This window comes from Pseudomonas sp. E1MeOHC2 (assembly GCF_058745025.1).
The window spans coordinates 1,434,019-1,453,811 of sequence record NZ_CP196675.1 but is presented as its reverse complement, the minus strand read 5'-3'; the positions used below and the strand labels follow the sequence as shown (position 1 = coordinate 1,453,811).

Annotated in this window: 17 protein-coding genes; 8 read left to right on the top strand and 9 right to left on the bottom strand. The window is 64.2% G+C overall.

Going from position 1 to position 19,793, the window contains the following annotated elements; genetic code table 11:
* Nucleotides 1–143: 143 nt before the first annotated feature.
* Nucleotides 144–1,091 (bottom strand): LysR family transcriptional regulator, encoded by a 948-nt coding sequence (locus tag ACSSU5_RS06440; protein WP_264311637.1) that lies wholly within the window; start codon nucleotides 1,089–1,091, stop codon nucleotides 144–146.
* A gap of 191 nt (nucleotides 1,092–1,282) precedes the next feature.
* Between ACSSU5_RS06440 and ACSSU5_RS06435 the strand changes: the two genes are divergently transcribed.
* Genes ACSSU5_RS06435 through ACSSU5_RS06420 form a run of 4 tightly spaced genes read left to right on the top strand, consistent with a single transcriptional unit; the run spans nucleotide 1,283 to nucleotide 6,047 of the window.
* Nucleotides 1,283–2,812, top strand: coding sequence for an efflux transporter outer membrane subunit (locus ACSSU5_RS06435; RefSeq protein ID WP_492560825.1), 1,530 nt, complete (start codon nucleotides 1,283–1,285; stop codon nucleotides 2,810–2,812).
* Nucleotides 2,809–4,986 (top strand): FUSC family protein, encoded by a 2,178-nt coding sequence (locus ACSSU5_RS06430; protein ID WP_264311639.1) that lies wholly within the window; start codon nucleotides 2,809–2,811, stop codon nucleotides 4,984–4,986. The genes ACSSU5_RS06435 and ACSSU5_RS06430 overlap by 4 nt, the downstream gene beginning before the upstream one ends.
* The gene (locus ACSSU5_RS06425; RefSeq protein ID WP_027595286.1) at nucleotides 4,976–5,176 is read left to right on the top strand and encodes a DUF1656 domain-containing protein; all 201 of its coding nucleotides are present in this window, start codon (nucleotides 4,976–4,978) and stop codon (nucleotides 5,174–5,176) included. Before ACSSU5_RS06430 ends, ACSSU5_RS06425 begins: the two co-directional genes overlap by 11 nt.
* A 10-nt stretch (nucleotides 5,177–5,186) precedes the next feature.
* Complete coding sequence (locus ACSSU5_RS06420; protein ID WP_264311640.1) at nucleotides 5,187–6,047, top strand: efflux RND transporter periplasmic adaptor subunit; 861 nt, start codon at nucleotides 5,187–5,189, stop codon at nucleotides 6,045–6,047.
* Between the two features lie 109 nt (nucleotides 6,048–6,156).
* Here the strand turns inward: ACSSU5_RS06420 and ACSSU5_RS06415 are convergent, their stop codons facing one another.
* On the bottom strand, nucleotides 6,157–6,606 hold the full coding sequence (locus tag ACSSU5_RS06415; RefSeq protein WP_492560824.1) for a universal stress protein: 450 nt from the start codon (nucleotides 6,604–6,606) through the stop codon (nucleotides 6,157–6,159).
* Nucleotides 6,607–6,877: 271 nt separating this feature from the next.
* Here ACSSU5_RS06415 and ACSSU5_RS06410 point away from each other — a divergent pair, with 271 nt between their 5' ends.
* The 4 genes from ACSSU5_RS06410 to ACSSU5_RS06395 all read left to right on the top strand — a co-directional run bounded on the left by ACSSU5_RS06410 (nucleotide 6,878) and on the right by ACSSU5_RS06395 (nucleotide 11,977).
* On the top strand, nucleotides 6,878–7,783 hold the full coding sequence (locus ACSSU5_RS06410; RefSeq protein WP_264311642.1) for a LysR family transcriptional regulator: 906 nt from the start codon (nucleotides 6,878–6,880) through the stop codon (nucleotides 7,781–7,783).
* A gap of 115 nt (nucleotides 7,784–7,898) precedes the next feature.
* A complete protein-coding gene (locus tag ACSSU5_RS06405) occupies nucleotides 7,899–9,440 on the top strand; it encodes an MFS transporter (RefSeq protein WP_264311643.1) in 1,542 nt (513 codons plus the stop codon).
* 27 nt (nucleotides 9,441–9,467) lie between these two features.
* Nucleotides 9,468–10,529 (top strand): HlyD family secretion protein, encoded by a 1,062-nt coding sequence (locus ACSSU5_RS06400; RefSeq protein WP_264311644.1) that lies wholly within the window; start codon nucleotides 9,468–9,470, stop codon nucleotides 10,527–10,529.
* Nucleotides 10,526–11,977, top strand: a complete 1,452-nt coding sequence (locus ACSSU5_RS06395) for an efflux transporter outer membrane subunit (protein WP_492560823.1) — start codon at nucleotides 10,526–10,528, stop codon at nucleotides 11,975–11,977. The genes ACSSU5_RS06400 and ACSSU5_RS06395 overlap by 4 nt, the downstream gene beginning before the upstream one ends.
* Nucleotides 11,978–12,110: 133 nt before the next feature.
* Here ACSSU5_RS06395 and ACSSU5_RS06390 read toward each other — a convergent pair whose 3' ends face one another.
* The 7 genes from ACSSU5_RS06390 to ACSSU5_RS06360 form a co-directional block, all read right to left on the bottom strand.
* Nucleotides 12,111–12,935, bottom strand: coding sequence for an SDR family oxidoreductase (locus ACSSU5_RS06390; protein WP_492560822.1), 825 nt, complete (start codon nucleotides 12,933–12,935; stop codon nucleotides 12,111–12,113).
* Nucleotides 12,936–13,085: 150 nt separating this feature from the next.
* Entirely contained in the window at nucleotides 13,086–13,550 is a 465-nt protein-coding gene (locus tag ACSSU5_RS06385) for a multidrug transporter (RefSeq protein ID WP_264311647.1), read from the bottom strand.
* Between the two features lie 152 nt (nucleotides 13,551–13,702).
* Nucleotides 13,703–15,157 carry a mannose-1-phosphate guanylyltransferase/mannose-6-phosphate isomerase gene (locus ACSSU5_RS06380; RefSeq protein ID WP_492560821.1) on the bottom strand — a complete coding sequence of 485 codons (1,455 nt, stop codon included), beginning with the start codon at nucleotides 15,155–15,157 and terminating at the stop codon, nucleotides 13,703–13,705.
* A gap of 37 nt (nucleotides 15,158–15,194) precedes the next feature.
* Nucleotides 15,195–15,842, bottom strand: coding sequence for an alginate O-acetyltransferase AlgF (locus tag ACSSU5_RS06375; RefSeq protein ID WP_264311649.1), 648 nt, complete (start codon nucleotides 15,840–15,842; stop codon nucleotides 15,195–15,197).
* Nucleotides 15,843–15,862: 20 nt separating this feature from the next.
* Nucleotides 15,863–17,020, bottom strand: coding sequence for an alginate O-acetyltransferase (locus ACSSU5_RS06370; RefSeq protein ID WP_264311650.1), 1,158 nt, complete (start codon nucleotides 17,018–17,020; stop codon nucleotides 15,863–15,865).
* 11 nt (nucleotides 17,021–17,031) lie between these two features.
* A complete protein-coding gene (locus ACSSU5_RS06365) occupies nucleotides 17,032–18,489 on the bottom strand; it encodes an MBOAT family O-acyltransferase (protein WP_492560820.1) in 1,458 nt (485 codons plus the stop codon).
* Nucleotides 18,490–18,682: 193 nt separating this feature from the next.
* Entirely contained in the window at nucleotides 18,683–19,786 is a 1,104-nt protein-coding gene (locus ACSSU5_RS06360; RefSeq protein WP_492560819.1) for a mannuronate-specific alginate lyase, read from the bottom strand.
* Between the last annotated feature and the right edge of the window lie 7 nt (nucleotides 19,787–19,793).

Here is a 19,793-nt window from a genome sequence, read left to right as displayed (position 1 = left end):
TGGAGGTGGCCTGTACCGGGCTCTTCTTGGCTTAGCGCAAACCCTGTGGGAGCGGGCTTGCCCGCGAAGAGGCCGGTACAGACTGAAGTCAGATCAATGGTTAGCAACCTACCATTGCTCCTCCCCTCAATGCAGCATGTTTCTCAGTTGGCGATCTGCACCTGATGGGTTTTCAGGTCCGCCTCATGGGCCGCGAGAATTTCTGGCAGCGAGTTGCGCAGGTACTCGACCCAGGTCTTGATCTTGGCATCCAGGTACTGGCGCGACGGGTAGATGGCGTACAGGTTCAGCTCCTGCAACCGGTACTCGGGCAGCACCCGCACCAGGCTGCCGTCACGCAGGCCATCGATGGCCGAATAGATCGGCAGCACGCCCACGCCCATGCCACTGCGGATTGCGGTTTTCATGGCATCGGCGGTGTTCACCTGGAACGGTGAGCTGGTGATGTTGACCATTTCCTGGCCTTCCGGCCCATCGAACAGCCACTTCTCCAGTGGGATCACCGGGCTGACCATGCGCAGGCAGGCGTGTTTGAGCAGGTCGGCCGGCTTGTGCGCGATGCCGTTGCGCGCGATGTAGTCGGGCGAGGCGCAGACGATGCTGTAGGTGATCCCCAGGCGCTGCGACACGAAGCCCGAATCCGGCAGCTCGGTGGCCAACACGATGGACACGTCGTAGCCCTCGTCGAGCAGGTCTGGCACGCGGTTGGCCATGGTCAGGTCGAAGGTCACGTCCGGGTGCGATTCGCGGTAGCGGGCAATGGCATCGACCACGAAGTGCTGGCCAACCCCGGTCATGGAGTGAACCTTCAACTGCCCGGCCGGACGGGCATGGGCATCGCTGGCCTCGGCCTCGGCTTCTTCAACGTAGGTAAGAATCTGTTCGCAACGCATCAGGTAGCGCTTGCCGGCCTCGGTCAGCGCAATGCGGCGGGTAGTACGGTTGAGCAGCCGAGTTTGCAGATGGGCTTCCAGATTGGAGACCGCCCGCGACACGTTCGCGGTGGTCGTATCCAGTTGCGCCGCAGCAGCCGTGAAGCTTCCAAGCTGGGCTACGCAACTGAAAGCACGCATATTTTGCAGGGTGTCCATGGGTCACTCTCAAGGTAGAGGACAAAATTGTGTCACGAAGTAACGACGAAGTTATTAAAAGATGCCTTCGACCAAAGGCTGATTATCGCTCTTTTGGTAACAAAGATTCGCAGGAATATGCGCTTATCGCCAGTCCTGCCGCCCCCTAGAATTGCTCGGCCCCTCCACCTCTTCCTCGGGAAATCGCAGCTGTGCCGCGTCGCATCATCAGAACGCTTCAAGTGTTCAGTGCCTGTGCCCTAACCCTCACCTTGAGCGGCTGTATCGGAACCTGGGGTATCGCCCCGCAAAGCAAGACCTTGCAAGCCAATACCCTGACCACCGATGCGGCGATACGCGAAGCCGCCACCGACGCCCACTGGCCCGACCAGCAGTGGTGGCAGGCCTATCGCGACCCGCAGCTGAACCGCTGGATCGCGCTGGCCGTCGAGGGCAGCCCGAACCTGGCCATGGCCCTGGCGCGGGTGCGCGAGGCCAAGGCCATGGCCGGTGTGGTCGAGTCGGCGGAAAAGCTGCAGGTCAACGGCCAGGCATCACTCAAGCGCCACAATTGGCCTGAAGACCAGTTCTACGGCCCAGGCGCGCTGTCGGGCGCCAACACCTGGGACAACAACGCCGCCTTTGGCTTCAGCTATGCCCTCGACCTCTGGGGCCGCGAGCGCAATGCCAGTGAGCAGGCCGTGGACCAGGCGCACATGAGCGTGGCCGAGGCCCGCCAGGCGCAGCTTGAGCTGCAGAACAACGTGGTGCGTGCCTACATCCAGTTGAGCCTGCATTTTGCCCAACGCGATATCGTCAAGGCTGAGCTTGAGCAGCAAGAGCAGATCCTGGCACTGGCCAGGCGCCGGCTGGATGCGGGCATTGGTACCCATTTCGAAGTCAGCCAGGCCGAAGCGCCGCTGCCCGAAACCCATCGCCAGCTGGACAGCCTCAATGAAGAGATCGCCCTGACCCGCAACCAGCTTGCTGCGTTGGCCGGCAAAGGGCCGGGGGAGGGCGCGCAGATCGAGCGCCCGACCCTGACCCTCGGCGCCCCGCTGAAACTGCCCTCGGCACTGCCTGCCGAGCTGGTCGGCCAGCGCCCGGACGTGGTGGCCAGCCGTTGGCAGGTGGCCGCGCAAGCCCGCGGTATTGACGTCGCCCATGCCGGTTTCTTCCCCAATGTCGACTTGGTCGGCAGCCTCGGTTTCATGGCCACCGGCGGCGGCCCGCTGGAGTTTCTCACCGGTCGCAAGTTCAACTACAACGTCGGCCCGGCCATCAGCCTGCCGATCTTCGACGGCGGCCGCCTGCGTTCGCAGCTGGGCGTCGCGTCGGCGGGGTATGACATGGCCGTGGCGCGCTACAACCAGACCGTGGTCGGTGCGTTGAAGAACATCTCCGACCAGCTGATCCGCCGCGAGTCGATGAAAGAACAATCGCACTTCGCTGCCGAATCGGTCGCTGCCGCGCAGAAGACCTACGACATCGCCATGGTCGCCTTCCAGCGGGGCCTGACCGACTATCTCAACGTGCTCAATGCGCAGACCTTGCTGTTCCGTCAGCAGCAGGTGCAACAGCAGGTGCAGGCCGCCCGCCTGGTCGCCCATGCCGAACTGGTCACCGCCCTCGGGGGCGGCCTGCAAGCAGGCAAGGACGTGCCGCAGCAGGAGCGCCAGGTTGCACCGAAAACCCCGGCCACCCTGGCCATTTTCGACAAGAAGCCGGATAACGCCAAATGAGCACCTCTAGTCTGCCCGTGCGCTGGCTGCAGAGCCTGGAGTGGCGCCGGGGCTTCTTTGCCTGGGCGCGCACCGATGGCGTGACCTGGGTGTACATCTTCAAGGTGCTGGCCGCCGCCTTCATCACCCTGTGGCTGGCCATGCGCCTGGAGCTGCCACAGCCACGCACGGCGATGATCACTGTGTTCATCGTCATGCAGCCGCAAAGCGGGCACGTGTTCGCCAAGAGCTTCTACCGGGTCCTCGGCACCCTGGCAGGTTCGGCCATGATGGTCGCGCTGATCGCTATCTTCCCGCAGAACACCGAGCTGTTTCTGCCCAGCCTGGCCCTGTGGGTCGGCCTGTGTTCGGCGGGCGCGATGCGCTACCGCACCTTCCGTGCCTATGGCTTCGTGCTGGCCGGCTACACCGCGGCGATGATCGGCTTGCCGGTGCTGGAGCACCCCGACCAGGCCTTTATGGCTGCCGTGTGGCGGGTGCTGGAAATCGCCCTGGGGATTCTTGTCTCGACCTTCGTCAGCGCCGCGATCCTGCCGCAGTCGGCCAGCGCTGCCATGCGCAACGCCCTGTACCAGCGCTTTGGCGTGTTCGCCGGGGTGGTGGTCGAAGCCCTGCGCGGTGACAGCCAGCGCGACCGCTTCGAAACCAGCAACGTGCGCTTCATTGCCGAGGCCGTGGGCCTGGAAAGCCTGCGTAACGTCACCGCTTTCGAAGACCCGCACATGCGCCGGCGCTCTGGCCGCCTGGTGCGCATGAACAGCGAATTCATGGCCATCACCACGCGCTTCAATGCCCTGCACCGGTTGCTCGAACGCCTGCGCGCACGGGGGCCGTTGCAGATCGTCAGCGCCATTGAGCCGGGCCTGGATACCTTGGTTGAATTGCTTCAGCCCTACGTGGGGCGTGCGTTGACCGACTCTGACGCGCTGCGCCTGACGCTGGAGCTGGCCGCTTACAAAGAGGGCCTGCAAGCCCAGGTGCGTGGGCTGCGCACCGAGTACCAGGCGACCAACCCCAGTGAGTCCGACCTGCTCGACTTCCACACCGCCTTCGAGCTGCTCTACCGCTTCGTCGACGAGATGTACAGCTATGCCGAAACCCACGCCTCGCTGGCCGCGCACAAGCACGAGCGCGAGCAGTGGGACGAGCCCTATGTGGCGCAGACCAGTTGGTTGGTGTCGCTGGCTGCCGGTGTGCGCGCCTCGGCAGTGCTGTTGCTGCTGGGCAGCTACTGGTTGCTCAGCGACTGGCCCAGCGGCGGCATGATGACGCTGATCGCCACGGTCACCGTGGGGCTGTCGGCCGCGTCGCCAAACCCCAAGCGCATGTCGTTCCAGATGGCCTGCGGCACGGCGATCGGGGCCTTCGTCGGGTTCTTCGAGACCTTCTTCGTGTTCCCCTGGATCGATGGTTTCCCGCTGCTGTGCATGGTTCTGGCGCCGGTCTTCGTGCTGGGGGCATTCCTGTCATCGCGGCCAGCGTACGCCGGTTATGGCATTGGTTTGCTGGTGTTCTTCGCCATCGGTTCGGTGCCCAACAACCTGACCGTGTACGACCCCTACACCTTCATCAACGATTACATCGGCATGGTCATCGGCATGTTCGTCTGTGCGGCGGCCGGGGCGATCATTTTGCCGCCCAACAGCCGCTGGCTGTGGAGCCGGCTGGAGCAGGAACTGCGTGAGCAGGTGCTGTTCGCCATCAGCGGCCGCCTGCGCGGCCTGGGCTCGGCCTTCGAAAGCCGCACCCGCGACCTGCTGCACCAGGCCTATGGCCTGGCTGCCGGCAAGCCGCAGGTGCAGAGCGAGTTGATGGGCTGGATGTTCACGGTGCTGGAGGTCGGCCACGCCATCATCGAGCTGCGCAAGGAGCAGGCCCGCGCCCCGATCCACCCGGCGTATGCCGAGTCGCAGCCGTGGCGTCAGGCCATCCGCGTCATGGGCCGGGCGTTGGCGCGTTTGTTCCTGCAGCCCAGCGCCAGTAACCACGAGCGCGCCCTGGTGGCGGTGGACCACGCCATCAGCCGCGTGCAGGCCACCGACGAACCCTTCGCCCGGCACTTCGACACCTCGGTGCTGCGCCGGGCGCAAAGCTACCTGCACTTCATCCGTTCATCCCTGCTGGACCCACAGTCGCCGCTGGCACCGGCGAAAGGATTGCACCATGCCCCGTGAAATCGCCTTCCATGGCGTGTACATGCCCACCATGACCTTGATGTTCCTGTTCGCCCTGGGCCTGGCCTGGGGCCTGGACCGCTTCATCGCCAGCCATGACGGCTACCGCTTCTTCTGGCACCCGGCGCTGCTGCGCCTGAGCCTGTTCGTTTGCCTTTTCGGCGCCCTGGCGCTGTCTGTCTACTGGTGAGAAACCTTCGATGAAAAAGTTCTTCAGCCTGATCGCCACCCTGCTGGTGCTGGTTGCCGCCGTGGCGATCGGCCGCCAGTTGTGGCTGCACTACATGACCACGCCGTGGACCCGCGACGGTCGCGTGCGTGCCGACATCATCAACGTCGCCGCCGACGTGCCGGGCTATGTGGTAAATGTGCCGGTCAAGGACAACCAGCAGGTGAAGAAGGGTGACTTGTTGATCCAGATCGACCCTGAGCACTACCAGCTGGCCGTCGATCAGGCCAAGGCGCTGGTTGCCTCGCGCAAGGCCACCTGGGAAATGCGCAAGGTCAACGCCAAGCGCCGGGCCGACATGGACAACCTGGTGATCTCCAAGGAAAACCGCGACGACGCCAGCAACATCGCCAATTCGGCCCAGGCAGATTATCAACAGGCCCTGGCCGAGCTGGCGGCAGCCGAACTGAACCTCAAGCGCACGCATATCGTGGCCACGGTGGACGGTTACGTGACCAACCTGAACATCCACAGGGGCGACTATGCGCGCACCGGTGAGGCGGTGATGGCGGTAGTCGACGAGAACTCGTTCTGGGTGTATGGCTTCTTCGAAGAGACCAAGCTGCCGCACGTGAAGGTCGGTGATCAGGCCGAGTTGCAGATGATGAGCGGCGAGCGCATCAAAGGCCACGTGGAGAGCATCGCCCGCGGCATCTACGACCGCGACAACCCGCAAAGCCGCGAGCTGATCGCCGATGTGAACCCGACGTTCAACTGGGTGCGTCTGGCGCAGCGGGTGCCGGTGCGGATTCACATCGATGAAGTGCCGGAAGGGTTTTTGTTGGCGGCGGGGACGACGTGTACGGTGGTGGTGAAGCCTAGTGAGGGGTGAGTTCGGCACAACGTTTCCAGCGCCTATGAGATCGAGCGTCGCGCGGGCGGCGCTCGATTTGATAAGCGCTACAAATGTCATGGCGAACACCGGGTGGCCCAAACGCTCTTTAACCCGCAGCCCCCACCAACACCGGCACCGCAACCTGATCAATCACCTTCGCGCTGATCGACGGGTCCAGCAACCGCCCCAACCGTGACAGGTGACGATGGCCCATGATGATCAATTCGCAGTTCAATGCCTGCGCCTTCGCCACGATGGCCTCGACCGGCTGCCCGGCCACCATGCAGCCCTGGCTGGTGAAACCGGCCTCCTGCAACACACGCACGGCGTCCGCCACGGCGCTTTCGCCCAGGTGTTGTTCTTCGCAGGCGGCGGGGTATTCCTCCCGTTCCTCGGCGGTGTAGGGCGCGGGTTTTTCGTGCACGGTGAAGGTGCTGTCGATGGCCAGCAGCACATGCAGTTCGTGTTCATCGGGGCGACAGTAGCGGCGGGCGAGGGTGAGCAAGGCAGCGGATGCGGGAGAGGCGTCGATGGCGATGAGGACCGGGGTGGGCATGGGAATCCTTGTCGAAGCTAAATGATGTACTGGCTTTGCCGGCCTCTTCGCGGGGCAAGCCCGCTCCCACAGGTACCGCACAAACCTCGGGCATTGTGGGGTACCTGTGGGAGCGGGCTTGCCCCGCGAAGAGGCCGGTACAGTCACTGCATCACTTATGGCCCATCCCAAGCCCGGAATAAATGCCCCACCACGCACGACCTTATTGCGTCTGACGCAATCAACCAACCTGCTACCATCGCCTATCCCACAATCGCCACGGAAATCGGCCATGCAACTCCCGGACATGAACCTGCTCGTCGCCCTCGACGTCCTGCTCGATGAAGGCAGCGTAGTCGGCGCGGCACAGCGCATGAACCTGAGCCCTGCCGCCATGAGCCGGACCCTGGGGCGCATCCGCGATGCCCTGGGCGACCCGATTCTGGTGCGCGCCGGCCGTGGCCTGGTGCCGACACCCCGTGCGCTGGCCCTGCGCGAGCAGGTGCATGGGCTGGTGGAGCAAGCCGGGCAGGTATTCCGCAGCCGTGACGATGTCGACCTGGTGAACCTGGACCGTGCTTTCAATATCCGCACCAACGATCTGTTCATCGCCCTGTACGGCGCCCAGCTGCTGCGCATGATGCTGGCCCAGGCGCCGCGCACGGTGCTGCGTTTCGTGCCCGAGGGCAGTGGTGACGATGATGCGGTGCTGCGCAACGGGCAGATCGACTTGATCATCAGCTCGGCCATCGAGCTGGGCCCGGAGATGAAGGTACAGCGCCTGTTCAACACTTACTTCGTAGGCCTGGCCCGGGTAGGGCACCCGATCTTCGATGCCGAGATTACCCCTGAGCGTTTCGCCGCCTATCCGCAAATCAGCGTATCGCGCCGGGGCCGGGCCAATGGGCCGATCGATGTGGCGTTGGCCCACCACAAGGTGGAACGGCGGGTGGCGCTGATCACTACCAGCTTCCATTCGGCGATGTTCTCGTTGCCGGATTCGGACCTGATCCTGCCGATACCGGCCAACATCCTCAACAGTGTGCAGCGCTTGAAGTTGCCCTTGCGCTCGTTCGAGATCCCGGTGCCGTTGGAAAAGGTCAATGTGATGCAGGCCTGGCACCCGCGGTTTGACAACGACCCGGCGCACCGGTGGTTGCGTCAGACATTGAAGGCGTGTGGCAGGTTTGATCCGTAAAAGCGCATCGATTGCGTCTGACGCAATATAAACCTGCCAACAAGTCAGTTTTCGTCAGCATTCGACCTTCTTAGACTTGCTCCAGCCCTGAAATTGTTGCTGGAGATGTATTCCCATGAGTTCCCTGACCGCGCCTTCTGCCGCGTTGGCCGCCGCCCCAGCGCCGGCCGCCCCTGTGCAGACAGCGTTTGGCCTGCAGGTGGTGGTGGGGCTGTTCGGTGTGTTGTTGGCGGTGCTGTGCGCCGGGCTCAACGAGGCGGTTACCAAGATTTCCCTGAGCGACATTCGTGGCGCCATGGGCATCGGTGCCGACGAAGGGGCCTGGCTGCTTGCCGTGTACAGCGCGGCTTCGGTGTCGGCGATGGCCTTCGCACCCTGGCTCGCCACGACCTTCTCCCTGCGCCGCTTCACCCTGTCTGCCGTCGGCCTGTTCGCCGTGCTCGGCCTGATCCAACCCTTCGCCCCCAACCTGCACAGCCTGATGCTGCTGCGCGTGCTGCAAGGTTTCGCCTCGGGCGCCTTGCCGCCCATGCTGATGAGCGTCGCGCTGCGTTTTCTGCCACCAGGCATCAAGGTTTATGGCCTGGCCTGCTATGCCCTGACCGCCACCTTCGGGCCGAACCTCGGCACACCGCTGGCGGGCCTCTGGACCGAGTACGTCGGCTGGCAGTGGGCGTTCTGGCAGATCATTTTGCCGTCGCTGCTGGCGATGTTATGCGTCGGTTGGGGCCTGCCCCAGGACCCGCTGCGCCTCGAACGCTTCAAGCAACTCGACTGGCGTGGTGTGCTGCTTGGCCTGCCCGCCATCAGCTGCACCGTGCTGGGCCTGTCGCTGGGCGACCGCTGGGGCTGGTTTGACTCGCCGCTGATCTGCTGGTTGCTGGGCGGTGGCCTGCTGTTGCTGGTGCTGTTCCTGTACAACGAATGGTCCGAGCCGTTGCCGTTCTTCCAGCTGCGCATGCTCTCGCGGCGCAACCTGAGCTTTGCCCTGCTGACCCTGGCCGGTGTGCTGATCGTGTTGTCTGGTGTGGGCAGCATTCCGTCGGCGTACCTGGCGCAGATCCAGGGCTATCGCCCGGCGCAGACCAGCCCGCTGATGATGCTGGTGGCCATGCCGCAACTCATCGCCCTGCCGCTCACGGCGGCGCTGTGCAACATCCGTGCGGTGGACTGCCGCTGGGTGCTGGCGACGGGGCTTGGCATGCTGGCGCTGTCGTGTGTGGGCAGCAGCCTGCTGACCTCCGAGTGGATACGCGGCGACTTCTACCCCTTCTATTTGCTGCAGGTGTTCGGCCAGCCGATGGCGGTGCTGCCGCTGTTGATGCTCTCGACCAATGGCATGACCCCGCAGGAAGGCCCGTTCGCCTCGGCCTGGTTCAACACGGTCAAGGGGCTGTCGGCGGTGATTGCCGGTGGCCTGCTGGATGCCTTGGGCACTGTGCGTCGGCATTTTCATTCCAACCACCTGGTCGACAGCCTGGGCAATGCGCCGTTGATCGATGACAGCGCTGCCGGCCTTGCCAGGCGCATTCATGAACAGGCCCAGGTACTGACCTCGGCCGACCAGTACCTGGTGATGGCGTGCATCGCCGTCGCTTTGATCTGCCTGATTCCCTTCGTGCCTACCCGGATCTTCCCGCCGCGTGCGGTGGCTTGAGCCCGTGAATGAATTCGAGAACTTGAAATGACCAACAACCGCAAGACAATCATCATCGGCTCGGTGCTCGCCGTGGCCGTGCTGGCCGGTATCGTCGGCCCCTGGATGTTTGGCAGTGATCACCGCCAGAGCACCAACGACGCCTACGTGATCGCCGACTACACCGTGGTCGCGCCCAAGGTCGCGGGCTTTATCAAAGAGGTGCTGGTCGAGGACAACCAGCAGGTCACGGCCGGTCAATTGCTCGCGACCCTCGATGCCCGCGACTATCAGGCCGCGCTCGACGCTGCCCAGGCGCAATTGCTGGTGGCCAAGGCGCAGAGCGCCGATGCCCGTGCCACGCTGGAGCGCCAGGCGGCACTGATCGCCCAGGCCGAAGCCGCGGTGAAGGCAGCTCAGGCCGAAACGGCCTTCGCCGATCATGAAGTCAACCGCTACAGCCGCCTGGCCGAGCAGGGCGCCGGCACCGTGCAGAACGCCCAGCAGGCGCGCAGCGGGGTCGATCAGGCCCGTGCGCGTCTGGCCAACACCCAGGCGGCGTTGGTGGCTGCACGTAAGCAGGTGGACATTCTCAGCGCCCAGGTGGCCAGCGCCGATGGCCAGCTCAAACGTGCCGAAGCGGGGCTGGAGAAAGCCCAGCTCGACCTGTCCTACACACGCATCATTGCGCCGGTGGACGGCATGGTCGGTGAGCGTGCCTTGCGTGTAGGCGCCTATGTCAATCCGGGGGCCCGCCTGTTGTCGGTGGTGCCGTTGCAGCAGGCTTATGTGGTTGGCAACTTCCAGGAAACCCAACTGACCCACGTGCAGCCCGGCCAACCGGTGAACATCAGTGTCGATACCTTCGCGGGCGAGCAGCTGCATGGCCATGTCCAGAGCATCGCACCGGCCACCGGTGTGACCTTCGCTGCGGTCAAACCCGACAACGCCACCGGCAACTTCACCAAGGTGGTGCAGCGTATTCCGGTGAAGATCGTGTTCGATGACGGCCAGCCGCTGCTCGCACGGCTGCGTGTGGGCATGTCGGTGGAAGCCACCATCGATACCCGCGGCGACACGCTGGACGGCAAAGAGGTAAGCGCACGATGAGACCGGCATTACGTTTGAGCCCGTTGTTGCTGGCCGTGCTCATGGCAGGCTGCACCCTGGGGCCGGACTTCCAGCGCCCCGCCAGCCAGGCCCCGCAACAGTGGGCAGGCCTGCAAGGCAAGGCCGCTGCAAGCCAGCCGCAGGCCGAACCGCTGGAGCTGCGGTGGTGGGAAACCTTTCACGATGCCCGGCTCAGCGCGCTGATCCAGCAGGTCGCCGAGCGCAATCTGGATTTGCAAATGGCCACAGCGCGTCTGCTGCAAAGCCGCGCCCTGCGCAGCACGGTAGCGGCGGACGAAGCGCCCTCGGTCGATGTCAACGCGGGCTACAGCCGCGCTCGCAACAGTGCCGAGGGGCTGAGCGACCCCTCTGGCCACGCGGGTAAATCGGCCTTCAACCTGTGGCAGGGTGATTTGGTCGCGGGTTGGGAACTCGACCTGTGGGGCCGTGTGCGCCGCCAGGTCGAGGCCGCCGATGCCACTGTCGAAGTGGCTGAGAATGACCGCCGTGGCGTGCTGCTGGCGCTGTTGTCGGAAACCGCCGGCAACTACATCCAGCTGCGTGCGGTGCAACACACCCTGGACGTCACCCGTGACAACCTGAAGGTGGCGCAGCACAGCCTGAAGCTGTCCGAGAATCGCCAGGCCGAAGGGGTCGCCACCCGCCTTGACGTGGCCCAGGCCAGCGCCCAGGTCGCGTCGATCGAAGCCCGCCTGCCAAGCCTGGAAGCGAGGCGCGACGACCTGATCAACGCCCTCAGCCTGCTCGCGGCCGAGCCGCCACGCAGCCTTCAGGCACAGTTGCTCGAAGGGGGGGAACTCCCTGCGCCGCAGCAGCAGTTCGCCATCGGCCTGCCGTCCGAGCTGGCCGAGCGCCGCCCGGACATTCGCCAGGCCGAGGCGCGCTTGCACGCGGCAACTGCCAGCATCGGCGTGGCCAAGGCCGACTTCTACCCCAGCATTCGGCTGTCGGGTAGCCTGGGTTTTCAGGCCATGCAACTGTCTGACTTCGGTGGCTGGGACTCGCGACGCTTTGCCTTCGGCCCACAACTGTCGCTGCCGATCTTCGAAGGTGGGCGGCTCAAAGGCACGCTGGAACTGCGTGAGGCGCAGCAGCAGGAAGCGGCGTTGAACTACCGCAAGGTGGTGCTCGGTGCCTGGCATGAAATTGACGATGTGCTGCGCCTGTACAACGCTAGCCAACTGCGTCGTGACCATTTGGCCGAGGCGGTGCGGCAGAACCGTATCGCCCTGGAGACTGCCCAGCGCCAGTATGTGGAAGGGGCGGTGGACTTTCTCAATGTGCTGACCGTGCAAGGGGCGTTGCTGGCCAGCGAAGAGCAGTGGATCGACAGCTCGGCGGCGGTTTCCCAGGCGTTGGTGGGGTTGTACAAGGCGTTGGGTGGGGGCTGGCAGGTGTTTGATACACAGCCGTCGAAAGAGGTTTGACGGTTGCGGTGGCTGTGCGGGCCTCTTCGCGGGGCAAGCCCACTCCCACAGGTAACTCACTGAACCTGAGGGCAGTGGAGTATCTGTGGGAGTGGGCTTGCCCCGCGAAGAGGCCAGCACAGCCAGCCAAAAATCAAAGCGGCCGCAGCAACCCGAACCGCTTGCGCAACACCCAGCCCAGCAGCCGCCGCGGCAACAGCCTGGCGATCAGCGGCAACGCCGTGCTGCCATTGCCCAACCTGACCACCGCAGGCACCGCCGTTTTGCGCGTAGCCGCCAACACCCCTTGAGCAAAAACCGCCGTCGGCGTCGGCCGGTCCTGCGAGGCCCGTGCCCGTGCCTGGACGTATTCGCGCAGCGGCCACCATGGCGAATCTGCGGCCAGCACCTGATCGGCCTGGCGCTGGGCGTTGCTGGCGAATTGCGAGGCGATCGCCCCCGGCTGCACTTCCATCAGCCGAATGCCAAACGGCGCCAACTCCAGGCGCAGGGCATCGCTCAGGGCGTTGACCGCAGCCTTGGAGGCGCAGTAAGCACCGGCAAATGGTGTGACCAGCACGCCGGAAACGCTGCCGATGTTCACCACCAGCCCACGCGCGCGGCGCAGCAGCGGGAACAACGCGCGGGTCACGCCGACCACGGCGAAGACGTTGGTTTCGAATTGCTGACGCATGGCGTCTACGCCACCGTCGAGCAACGGGCCCATGGCGCCGAAGCCTGCGTTGTTGATCAGGATGTCGAGGCGGCCGTGGCTTGCTTGCAGCTCCTCGGCCAGTTGGGTCAGGGCTTGGCCATCATTGACGTCCAGTTGCCGGGCGGTGAAACCGGCGGCGGATAAATGCTCGACGTCTTCAGGTTTGCGGGCGGTGGCCCAGACTTCATGGCCGGCATCGCGGAAGGTGTCGGCCAGGGCGCGGCCGATGCCGCTGGAACAACCGGTGATCAGGACGGTGGGCATGGGGAAGGGCCTTGGGTCGGGTAAGTTTGTGTTGTCTGTACTGGCCTCTTCGCGGGCAAGCCCGCTCCTACAGGGACACCACTGCCTTGGGTCTTGTGGTGTCCCTGTGGGAGCGGGCTTGCCCGCGAAGAGGCCAGTACAGGCAATGCATCAGTTGGCAAATGTACCCTGCAGATGCTCGGCACGAAACTCCAGCGTCTGTGGCCGATAGCCAGAGCGCAGGGGCGGTACCGGCAGGCAATCCTTCCACTCGGCACCCGGCTGGAGCTCACCCGGCCCGCGATAACGCGGTGCGCTGTAGGTGTTCTCGGCAAGGTTGACGGTATCGCCCGGCGCATACGCCCCCACCCGCCAACGCAGTTCGGTCAGCGGGGCCTTGTTGCCGTTCTTCATCTGCACACGCAGCGCACGGTCGGCGGGGCACTCGTCCGGGGCGTAGTTCAGGCGCAGGTCCAGGCGTGCCAGTTGCGTGGCTTCGCGGGTGTCTTGCCAGGCTACGAACAGGGCGACCAGGCCCAGGCCGCAGACAGCGGCCAGGGATATTGGCAGGGCTTTGGCCGGGTAGCGCAGCAGCAGCACCAGCCAGGTGAGGATGAGGAAGGCACCGATGATCATGGGGCTTGCAGACCTTGGTTGCGCGGGGTCTGACCATCGTAGCGTGAAATGGGGGAGGGCTCAAAAGCGGGAGGGCTTTGCCCTCCTTTCGCGACACAAGGCCGCTCCTACAGGATCGTGTGACCTTTGAGGGAGCGGCCCTGGGGCTTCACTTACTGCGCAATGGTTTTCACCGAAATCCCACGCTCGACCGGCGTCGAGGTGCGCCCATACACGTCCTCGAAACGCTCGATATCATCCTCGCCCAGGTAGCTGCCGGACTGCACTTCGATGATCTCCAGCGGGATCTTGCCCGGGTTGCGCAGGCGGTGGACCGAGGCGATGGGGATGTAGGTGGACTGGTTCTCGGTGAGCAGGAACACGTTCTCGTCGCACGTCACCTCGGCGGTACCGGACACCACGATCCAGTGCTCGGCGCGGTGGTGGTGCATCTGCAACGACAGGCTGGCGCCAGGCTTGACGGTGATGTGCTTGACCTGGAAGCGCCCACCCATGTCCACCGAATCGTACGAGCCCCATGGGCGGTACACTTCCAGGTGGTTCTGGGTTTCGCTGCGGCCTTGCTCGTCAAGGGTCTTGACCATCTGCTTGACGCCTTGGACCTTGTCCTTGTGGGCAATCATCATGGCGTCCTTGGTCTCGACCACGACGATGTTTTCAAGGCCGATCACCGACACCAGCTTGCCGTTGCCGTGGATCATGCAGTTGCGGCTGTCCTGCACCACCACATCGCCCTTGGTAACGTTGCCGTTGTCATCCTTGTCGTGCACTTCCCACAACGACGACCAGCAGCCCACGTCGCTCCAGCCGGCCGACATCGGCACCACGCAGGCGCGTTGGGTTTTCTCCATCACCGCGTAGTCGATGGAGTTGTCCGGGCAGCAGGCGAAGGTGGCTTCATCGATGCTCAGCACATCACCGTCTTCCTGGCTGCGCTCAAGGGCCAGCACGCAGGTGTCGTAAATGTCGGCGTCGTGCTTTTTCAGCTCTTCGAGGAAGCGGCTGGCGCGGAACAGGAACATGCCGCTGTTCCAGAAGTAGCCGCCGGCCTTGACGAACTCGGCGGCGCGTTTCTCGTCGGGCTTTTCAACGAACTGCGCGACCCGCGCCACGCCTTCGGGCAGCAACGCGTCCTGGCTGGAGCGGATGTAGCCATAGCCGGTCTCGGGTTTGGTCGCCGGCACGCCGAACAGCACCATCTCGCCACGCTCGGCGGCCACGGTGGCCAGGGCCAGGGCGCGCTGCAGGGCTTTCTGATCGTCGATCACATGGTCGGCAGGCAGCACCAGCATCAGCTCGTCGCGGCCCTCGCTGATCAGCTTCATCGCGGTCATCGCCACGGCGGGGGCGGTGTTGCGCCCGAAGGGCTCCATCAGGATGGCCTGGGTTTCGAGTTTCAGCGCGCCCAGCTGTTCCTGGACGATGAACGTGTGGTCCTTGTTGCAGACCACGATTGGCGCGTCCATGCCTTCGAACACCAGGCGCTGGATGGTTTGTTGGAACAGTGTGTGTTTACCGGTCAGGGCCAGGAACTGCTTGGGGAACTGCTTGCGCGACAGAGGCCACAGACGCGAACCGCTACCACCAGAAAGAATTACCGGGATCATGATGTTTCTCCAATAAGGTCGTTAACGAGGCAGGGGATCAGTTGGTGGACACTGGGCGAGTGACCCAGACCGGCGACAGGCTGCTGCCGGAACCGGTGACGTACAGCACGGCCGCTTCGCCGCGCTCCAGGGCGACGGGTTTGACGTCGCTGACTTTCTTGTCGCCTGCATACAGGGCGAGGTTGACCTTGACCGGGTTTATCTCACGCTCGCCACGGCCTTTGGCAGCCACTGGGGTGACCACTTCGGTCTTGCCGTCGGCGGTCTTCAGGGTCAACGACTGGTCGCTGAGGTTCTGTACGCGTACCAGGGCTTTCTGCTTGTTCTTGAACGGCGGTTCTTCGATCAGCTGCGGGCTGCCGCTGCCGCTGTTGACCAGGGTGTAGTACTTGTCCGAGGCCAGCTTGACCGGCACGCTCTTGCCGCCGACTTGGGCGGTGTAGTCGCCACCGGGCAGGAAGCTGAAGTCGCTGCTGGCCTGGGCGCCAACCTGCTTGATCTGGGTGTTGCCGACCGAGGCGGCGGCAGGCGCGCTGGCCGCGTTGTACAGGCGCACGAAGGTCGAGCCTTTCGGTGCGGTCGGGCCGTACAGCGCGGCGTCGGCGCCGGCGAAGGCCTGCAGGGACGCAAGGGAAAGGCCGGCCGCGAGGGTGAGGGCTTTGGCAATGGAAGTCTTGGTAGTCATGTGCATTTCCTCTCTATCGATCAGGGGTTCGTCCGGGTGGACGACAGGGCCAGGTTTTCTTCGGATTTACGTGAGTTCTTCAACTGCGCGATCCACTGCGGATCGAAGCTGCTGAGGTCGTTTTTCATGGGCAGATAGCGTTCGGGGAATTCCCACACCACAACCTGTGGCGCGGCGTTTTTGAAAGCATCGCTTTGCAGGTACTTGAGCATCGGCAGCAGCGGGCCGTGGCCGTCTTCGGCGTAGTTGGCAACGTCGCTGCGCAAGGCCTGCTGCAGGGCACCGAGGAAGTTCCAGTGCGGGTTGGCGCTGTAGCTGGTGCCCACCAGCGCGACGGGGATCTGGTGGTCGGCGAACAGCGCGTCACCGGCATCGCCGTCGGCATCAACGGAGCGCGTCGTGCGTTGCTGCAAGGTGTCCGGGGCCGGCAGCAGGTTGCTGAACAGCGGGTCGAGCGGCAGGAAATTGGTCAGGTCGCCTTTGTAGGGGGCCGTGCTGCCGGCTTCGGTGATGAAGGTCTGTGGGTCGCCGTTGAGCAGGCTCTGACGGCTGACAGCTTCGGCCAAGGCCTGAGCGGCGACTTCGGCGCCCATCGGCGTCCAGTGGGTGTCGGTGCGCAGGAACACCTGGCCGCGGGCCTTGGCCTGTTCCATTGGCGCCATCAGGTCAGGGGCGAACACGTTGGCCTGCCGAGCCTGGGCGTGGAACTGGTTGTACAGGTCGTCATGCAGGCTGGCGGGCAGCGCCTTGCCGACATACTCCGAGTAGACCCGTGCCTTGGCCGGTACGATCGCCAGCACCAGCTGGCTGCCGTGCTGTTGCAGGGTGTCGCGCACGCCACGGATCAGCGCCAGGTTTTCCTGCATCAGTTGCTCGGCACCGGCGGTGGGTTTGAACTCTTCATCGCTGAACAGCCACTGGTCACGGCCGAGCACCACGCCTGGGCGGCCTTCGTTGAACAGCTTGAAGTCCAGCGCCGCCCAGAGGTTGGTGCCCAGGCGCTTGATCGGGAACTGCTCGTCGTAGTGGGTCTCGGCGGCCTTGGCCAGCTTGCCGTTGAGCAGGGTCATCTGCGCGGTGCGCTGGAAGCTTTCCAGGCCGCCGGTGGACCAGGCGCCCATGCCGACCAGCAGGCCGAGGAACGACAGCGAATAGGTGATGCGTAATGTCCGGGTCATGGTCATCAACCTCAGAACTGGAAGTAAAGGAACGGCGAGTAGCTCTGCGCCGAAAGCTTGAGGATCGAGGCCATGAACAGCAGCAGGATCAGGACGCGGGTCATGACCCGGGTCCAGTCCAGGCCAATCGAGCCGTCGGCATTGATTTGCACCGGGGTCGCCTTGGGGGTTGGCTTGGCATTGCGGTAGAAGTCGCGCAGGCCGAAGCACGCCAGGGTGATGTAGGCGATGACCAGGGTGGCCACCTGCAGCCCGGTGAGCTGGGCGCGGTTGAGCTCGGACAGCTGCCATTCGCCGAAGCTGAACATGGCGCCGTACATGCGTGCGGCCACGTGCAGGTTTTCGGCACGGAAGATGACCCAGCCAACCACCACCAGCAGGAAGGTGAACGCCCACTTGACCGGGTTGAAGCGTTGCGGGTTGGTGTCCAGGCCCAGCGCCCGTTCGATGGCCAGCCACATGCCGTGCCAGGCGCCCCAGAGGATGTAGGTGAAGTTGGCGCCGTGCCACAACCCGCCCAGCAGCATGGTCAGGAACAGGTTGCCGTAGGTGTTGAAGGTGCCTTTGCGGTTGCCGCCCAGGGTGATGTACAGGTAGTCGCGCAGCCAGGTCGACAGGCTGATGTGCCAGCGGCGCCAGAACTCGGTGATCGACTGGCTGATGTACGGCTGCTTGAAGTTCTCCATGAAGCGAAAGCCCATCATCAGGCCAAGGCCGATGGCCATGTCGCTGTAGCCGCTGAAGTCGAAGTACAGCTGCGCGGTATAGGCCAGGGCGCCCAGCCAGGCGTCACCGGTGGTCGGGTTCTGCAGGGCGAAGCAATGGTCGGCGACGACCGCCAGGGTGTCGGCGATGAACACCTTTTTGATGAAGCCCTGCATGAAACGGGTGCAGCCTTCGGAGAACTTGTCCAGGGTGTGGGTGCGGTTGTTGAACTGCTCGACCAGGTCCTTGAAGCGCAGCACGGGGCCGGCGATCAGGTGCGGGAAGATCGCCACGAACGCTGCGAAGTCGATCAGGTTGCGGGTGGCCGGGGTGTCGCCGCGGTACACGTCGATGATGTAGCTGATCGACTCGAAGATGTAGAACGAGATGCCGATTGGCAGCAGCACGTGGGTGAGGATGAACGGCTCCAGGCCAAACGAGCTGATGATCGCGTTGAGGCTGTCGACGCCGAAGTTGGCGTATTTGAAGTAGCCGAGGATTGCCAGGTCCACACCCACGCCGAGCAGCAACCAGCGCTGGGCCGGTTTGGTGCGCACGCCAGCCGCGCCGACTTTCAGGCCGATCCAGTAGTTCCACAGGGTCACGCCGGCGAACAGGGCGAGGAAGTCCACGCGCCACCAGGCATAGAAGATGTAGCTGGCGACCAGCAACAGCAGGTTGCGATAGCGTTGCCCGCTCAAGTAATACAGGCCGAGGAAGATCGGCAAGAACAGGAACAGGAACACGTTGGACGAGAAGACCATCCCGGTTCTCCTAAGTTGTTCACAGCATCCAGGGCAAAGCGCCCCCCAAACCCCCCAGTCCATGACTGAAGAGCAACTCATTCCCTGTGGGAGCGGGCTTGCCCGCGAACAATGGCGAAGCCATTGCCAGACACCGCGGTGTCTTCTTCGCGGGCAAGCCCGCTCCCACAGGGATTACTCCCGCATCGGGGTGTTACTTCTTGCTTTGTGCGCTCGGGTCATAGACCCGGGTCAGGTTGCCGCCCAGCCTGAAACTGTCGAACGGCTGCATGCCATGCTTGCGCTCAAGCGTGTCGCCGACACACTGGTACAGCGCGCACCAGGGTTCGAGCCAGGCGTACTTGCTGTCGACCTTGAGGTCTTTCATGTCCTGTTTTTCACCGGCGCGTTCAGCGAAGTGACGCGGGTCGCGAGCGCCGGCCAGCACGCCTTCGCCCAGGCGCTGCAGGGCGAAGTTGTTTTCGCGGCGCAAGTCCACGCCATTGGCCTTGGCAAAGCTTGCGATCATCGCCAGCGGCGGCAGGGCGTAGTTGTGGTAGGCCAGGGCGCGCTGCTTGCGCTTGACCTCGTTGGGCAAGAAGCCCTGGTCGTCGACCTGGTTGGCGCCGACCTTGTATTCCTTCACGGCCCAGTCGAACAGGTCGCGACGGTCGGTGGCCACGGCGGTAGCCATCACCGACCAGGCCGCCCAGTAGCTGTGGTTGTTGATCTTCGCCAGTGGTAGGCCGCTCCAGTCGCGCACGGTCTGTTCGGCGAGGCGGGCGAACCACTTCTCGATCAGCTCGGCCTGGGCCTGGTGCGCGGCCAGCGGTTGCGAGTTGGAGAACTTCAGGCGCAACCACGAACCGCTCATGCTGCCCAGCGCCCATTTGCGCATGGACTTGCCGGTGTGGTTGTAGTTGGTCGACATCAGCGCATCGGCCCGCGCCCAGGTCCCCAGCCAGGCCAGGGTGCAGTCGAGCTGCGCCGGGCGGCCGTCGCGCATGTACTGGTTGACCATCTTGGCGACGCCACGCTCAAGCGTGGTGATCTCTTTGGTGGAGTCGCGGAAGGCCTGTTCCGAGTCCCGGTTCAAGGTCGCCCGGGCTTTGTCAGAGCCTTCGTACTTGCTGCGAAACTGCAGCGCGCCGGTGTAGGGCTTGGGCGCCGATTCGCAGCGGAACTTGCCGTCGCGAGTCTTGATCTTTTCGATCCCCTCGTAGTAGCCCTGGGGCGGCACCAGCGCGGCATGCGCGGCACCGCCGAACAGGGCCAGGGCGAGCAGGGCGGGGCTGAAGGTTCGCGTGATAGTGGTCATGGTCGCC

Coding starts and splice junctions, on each gene's coding strand:
- ACSSU5_RS06440 (WP_264311637.1), bottom strand. CDS start 1,091: ATGGACACCCTGCAAAATATGCGTGCTTTCAGTTGCGTAGCCCAGCTT.
- ACSSU5_RS06430 (WP_264311639.1), top strand. CDS start 2,809: ATGAGCACCTCTAGTCTGCCCGTGCGCTGGCTGCAGAGCCTGGAGTGG.
- ACSSU5_RS06425 (WP_027595286.1), top strand. CDS start 4,976: ATGCCCCGTGAAATCGCCTTCCATGGCGTGTACATGCCCACCATGACC.
- ACSSU5_RS06420 (WP_264311640.1), top strand. CDS start 5,187: ATGAAAAAGTTCTTCAGCCTGATCGCCACCCTGCTGGTGCTGGTTGCC.
- ACSSU5_RS06415 (WP_492560824.1), bottom strand. CDS start 6,606: ATGCCCACCCCGGTCCTCATCGCCATCGACGCCTCTCCCGCATCCGCT.
- ACSSU5_RS06410 (WP_264311642.1), top strand. CDS start 6,878: ATGCAACTCCCGGACATGAACCTGCTCGTCGCCCTCGACGTCCTGCTC.
- ACSSU5_RS06405 (WP_264311643.1), top strand. CDS start 7,899: ATGAGTTCCCTGACCGCGCCTTCTGCCGCGTTGGCCGCCGCCCCAGCG.
- ACSSU5_RS06400 (WP_264311644.1), top strand. CDS start 9,468: ATGACCAACAACCGCAAGACAATCATCATCGGCTCGGTGCTCGCCGTG.
- ACSSU5_RS06395 (WP_492560823.1), top strand. CDS start 10,526: ATGAGACCGGCATTACGTTTGAGCCCGTTGTTGCTGGCCGTGCTCATG.
- ACSSU5_RS06390 (WP_492560822.1), bottom strand. CDS start 12,935: ATGCCCACCGTCCTGATCACCGGTTGTTCCAGCGGCATCGGCCGCGCC.
- ACSSU5_RS06385 (WP_264311647.1), bottom strand. CDS start 13,550: ATGATCATCGGTGCCTTCCTCATCCTCACCTGGCTGGTGCTGCTGCTG.
- ACSSU5_RS06380 (WP_492560821.1), bottom strand. CDS start 15,157: ATGATCCCGGTAATTCTTTCTGGTGGTAGCGGTTCGCGTCTGTGGCCT.
- ACSSU5_RS06375 (WP_264311649.1), bottom strand. CDS start 15,842: ATGACTACCAAGACTTCCATTGCCAAAGCCCTCACCCTCGCGGCCGGC.
- ACSSU5_RS06370 (WP_264311650.1), bottom strand. CDS start 17,020: ATGACCCGGACATTACGCATCACCTATTCGCTGTCGTTCCTCGGCCTG.
- ACSSU5_RS06365 (WP_492560820.1), bottom strand. CDS start 18,489: ATGGTCTTCTCGTCCAACGTGTTCCTGTTCCTGTTCTTGCCGATCTTC.
- ACSSU5_RS06360 (WP_492560819.1), bottom strand. CDS start 19,786: ATGACCACTATCACGCGAACCTTCAGCCCCGCCCTGCTCGCCCTGGCC.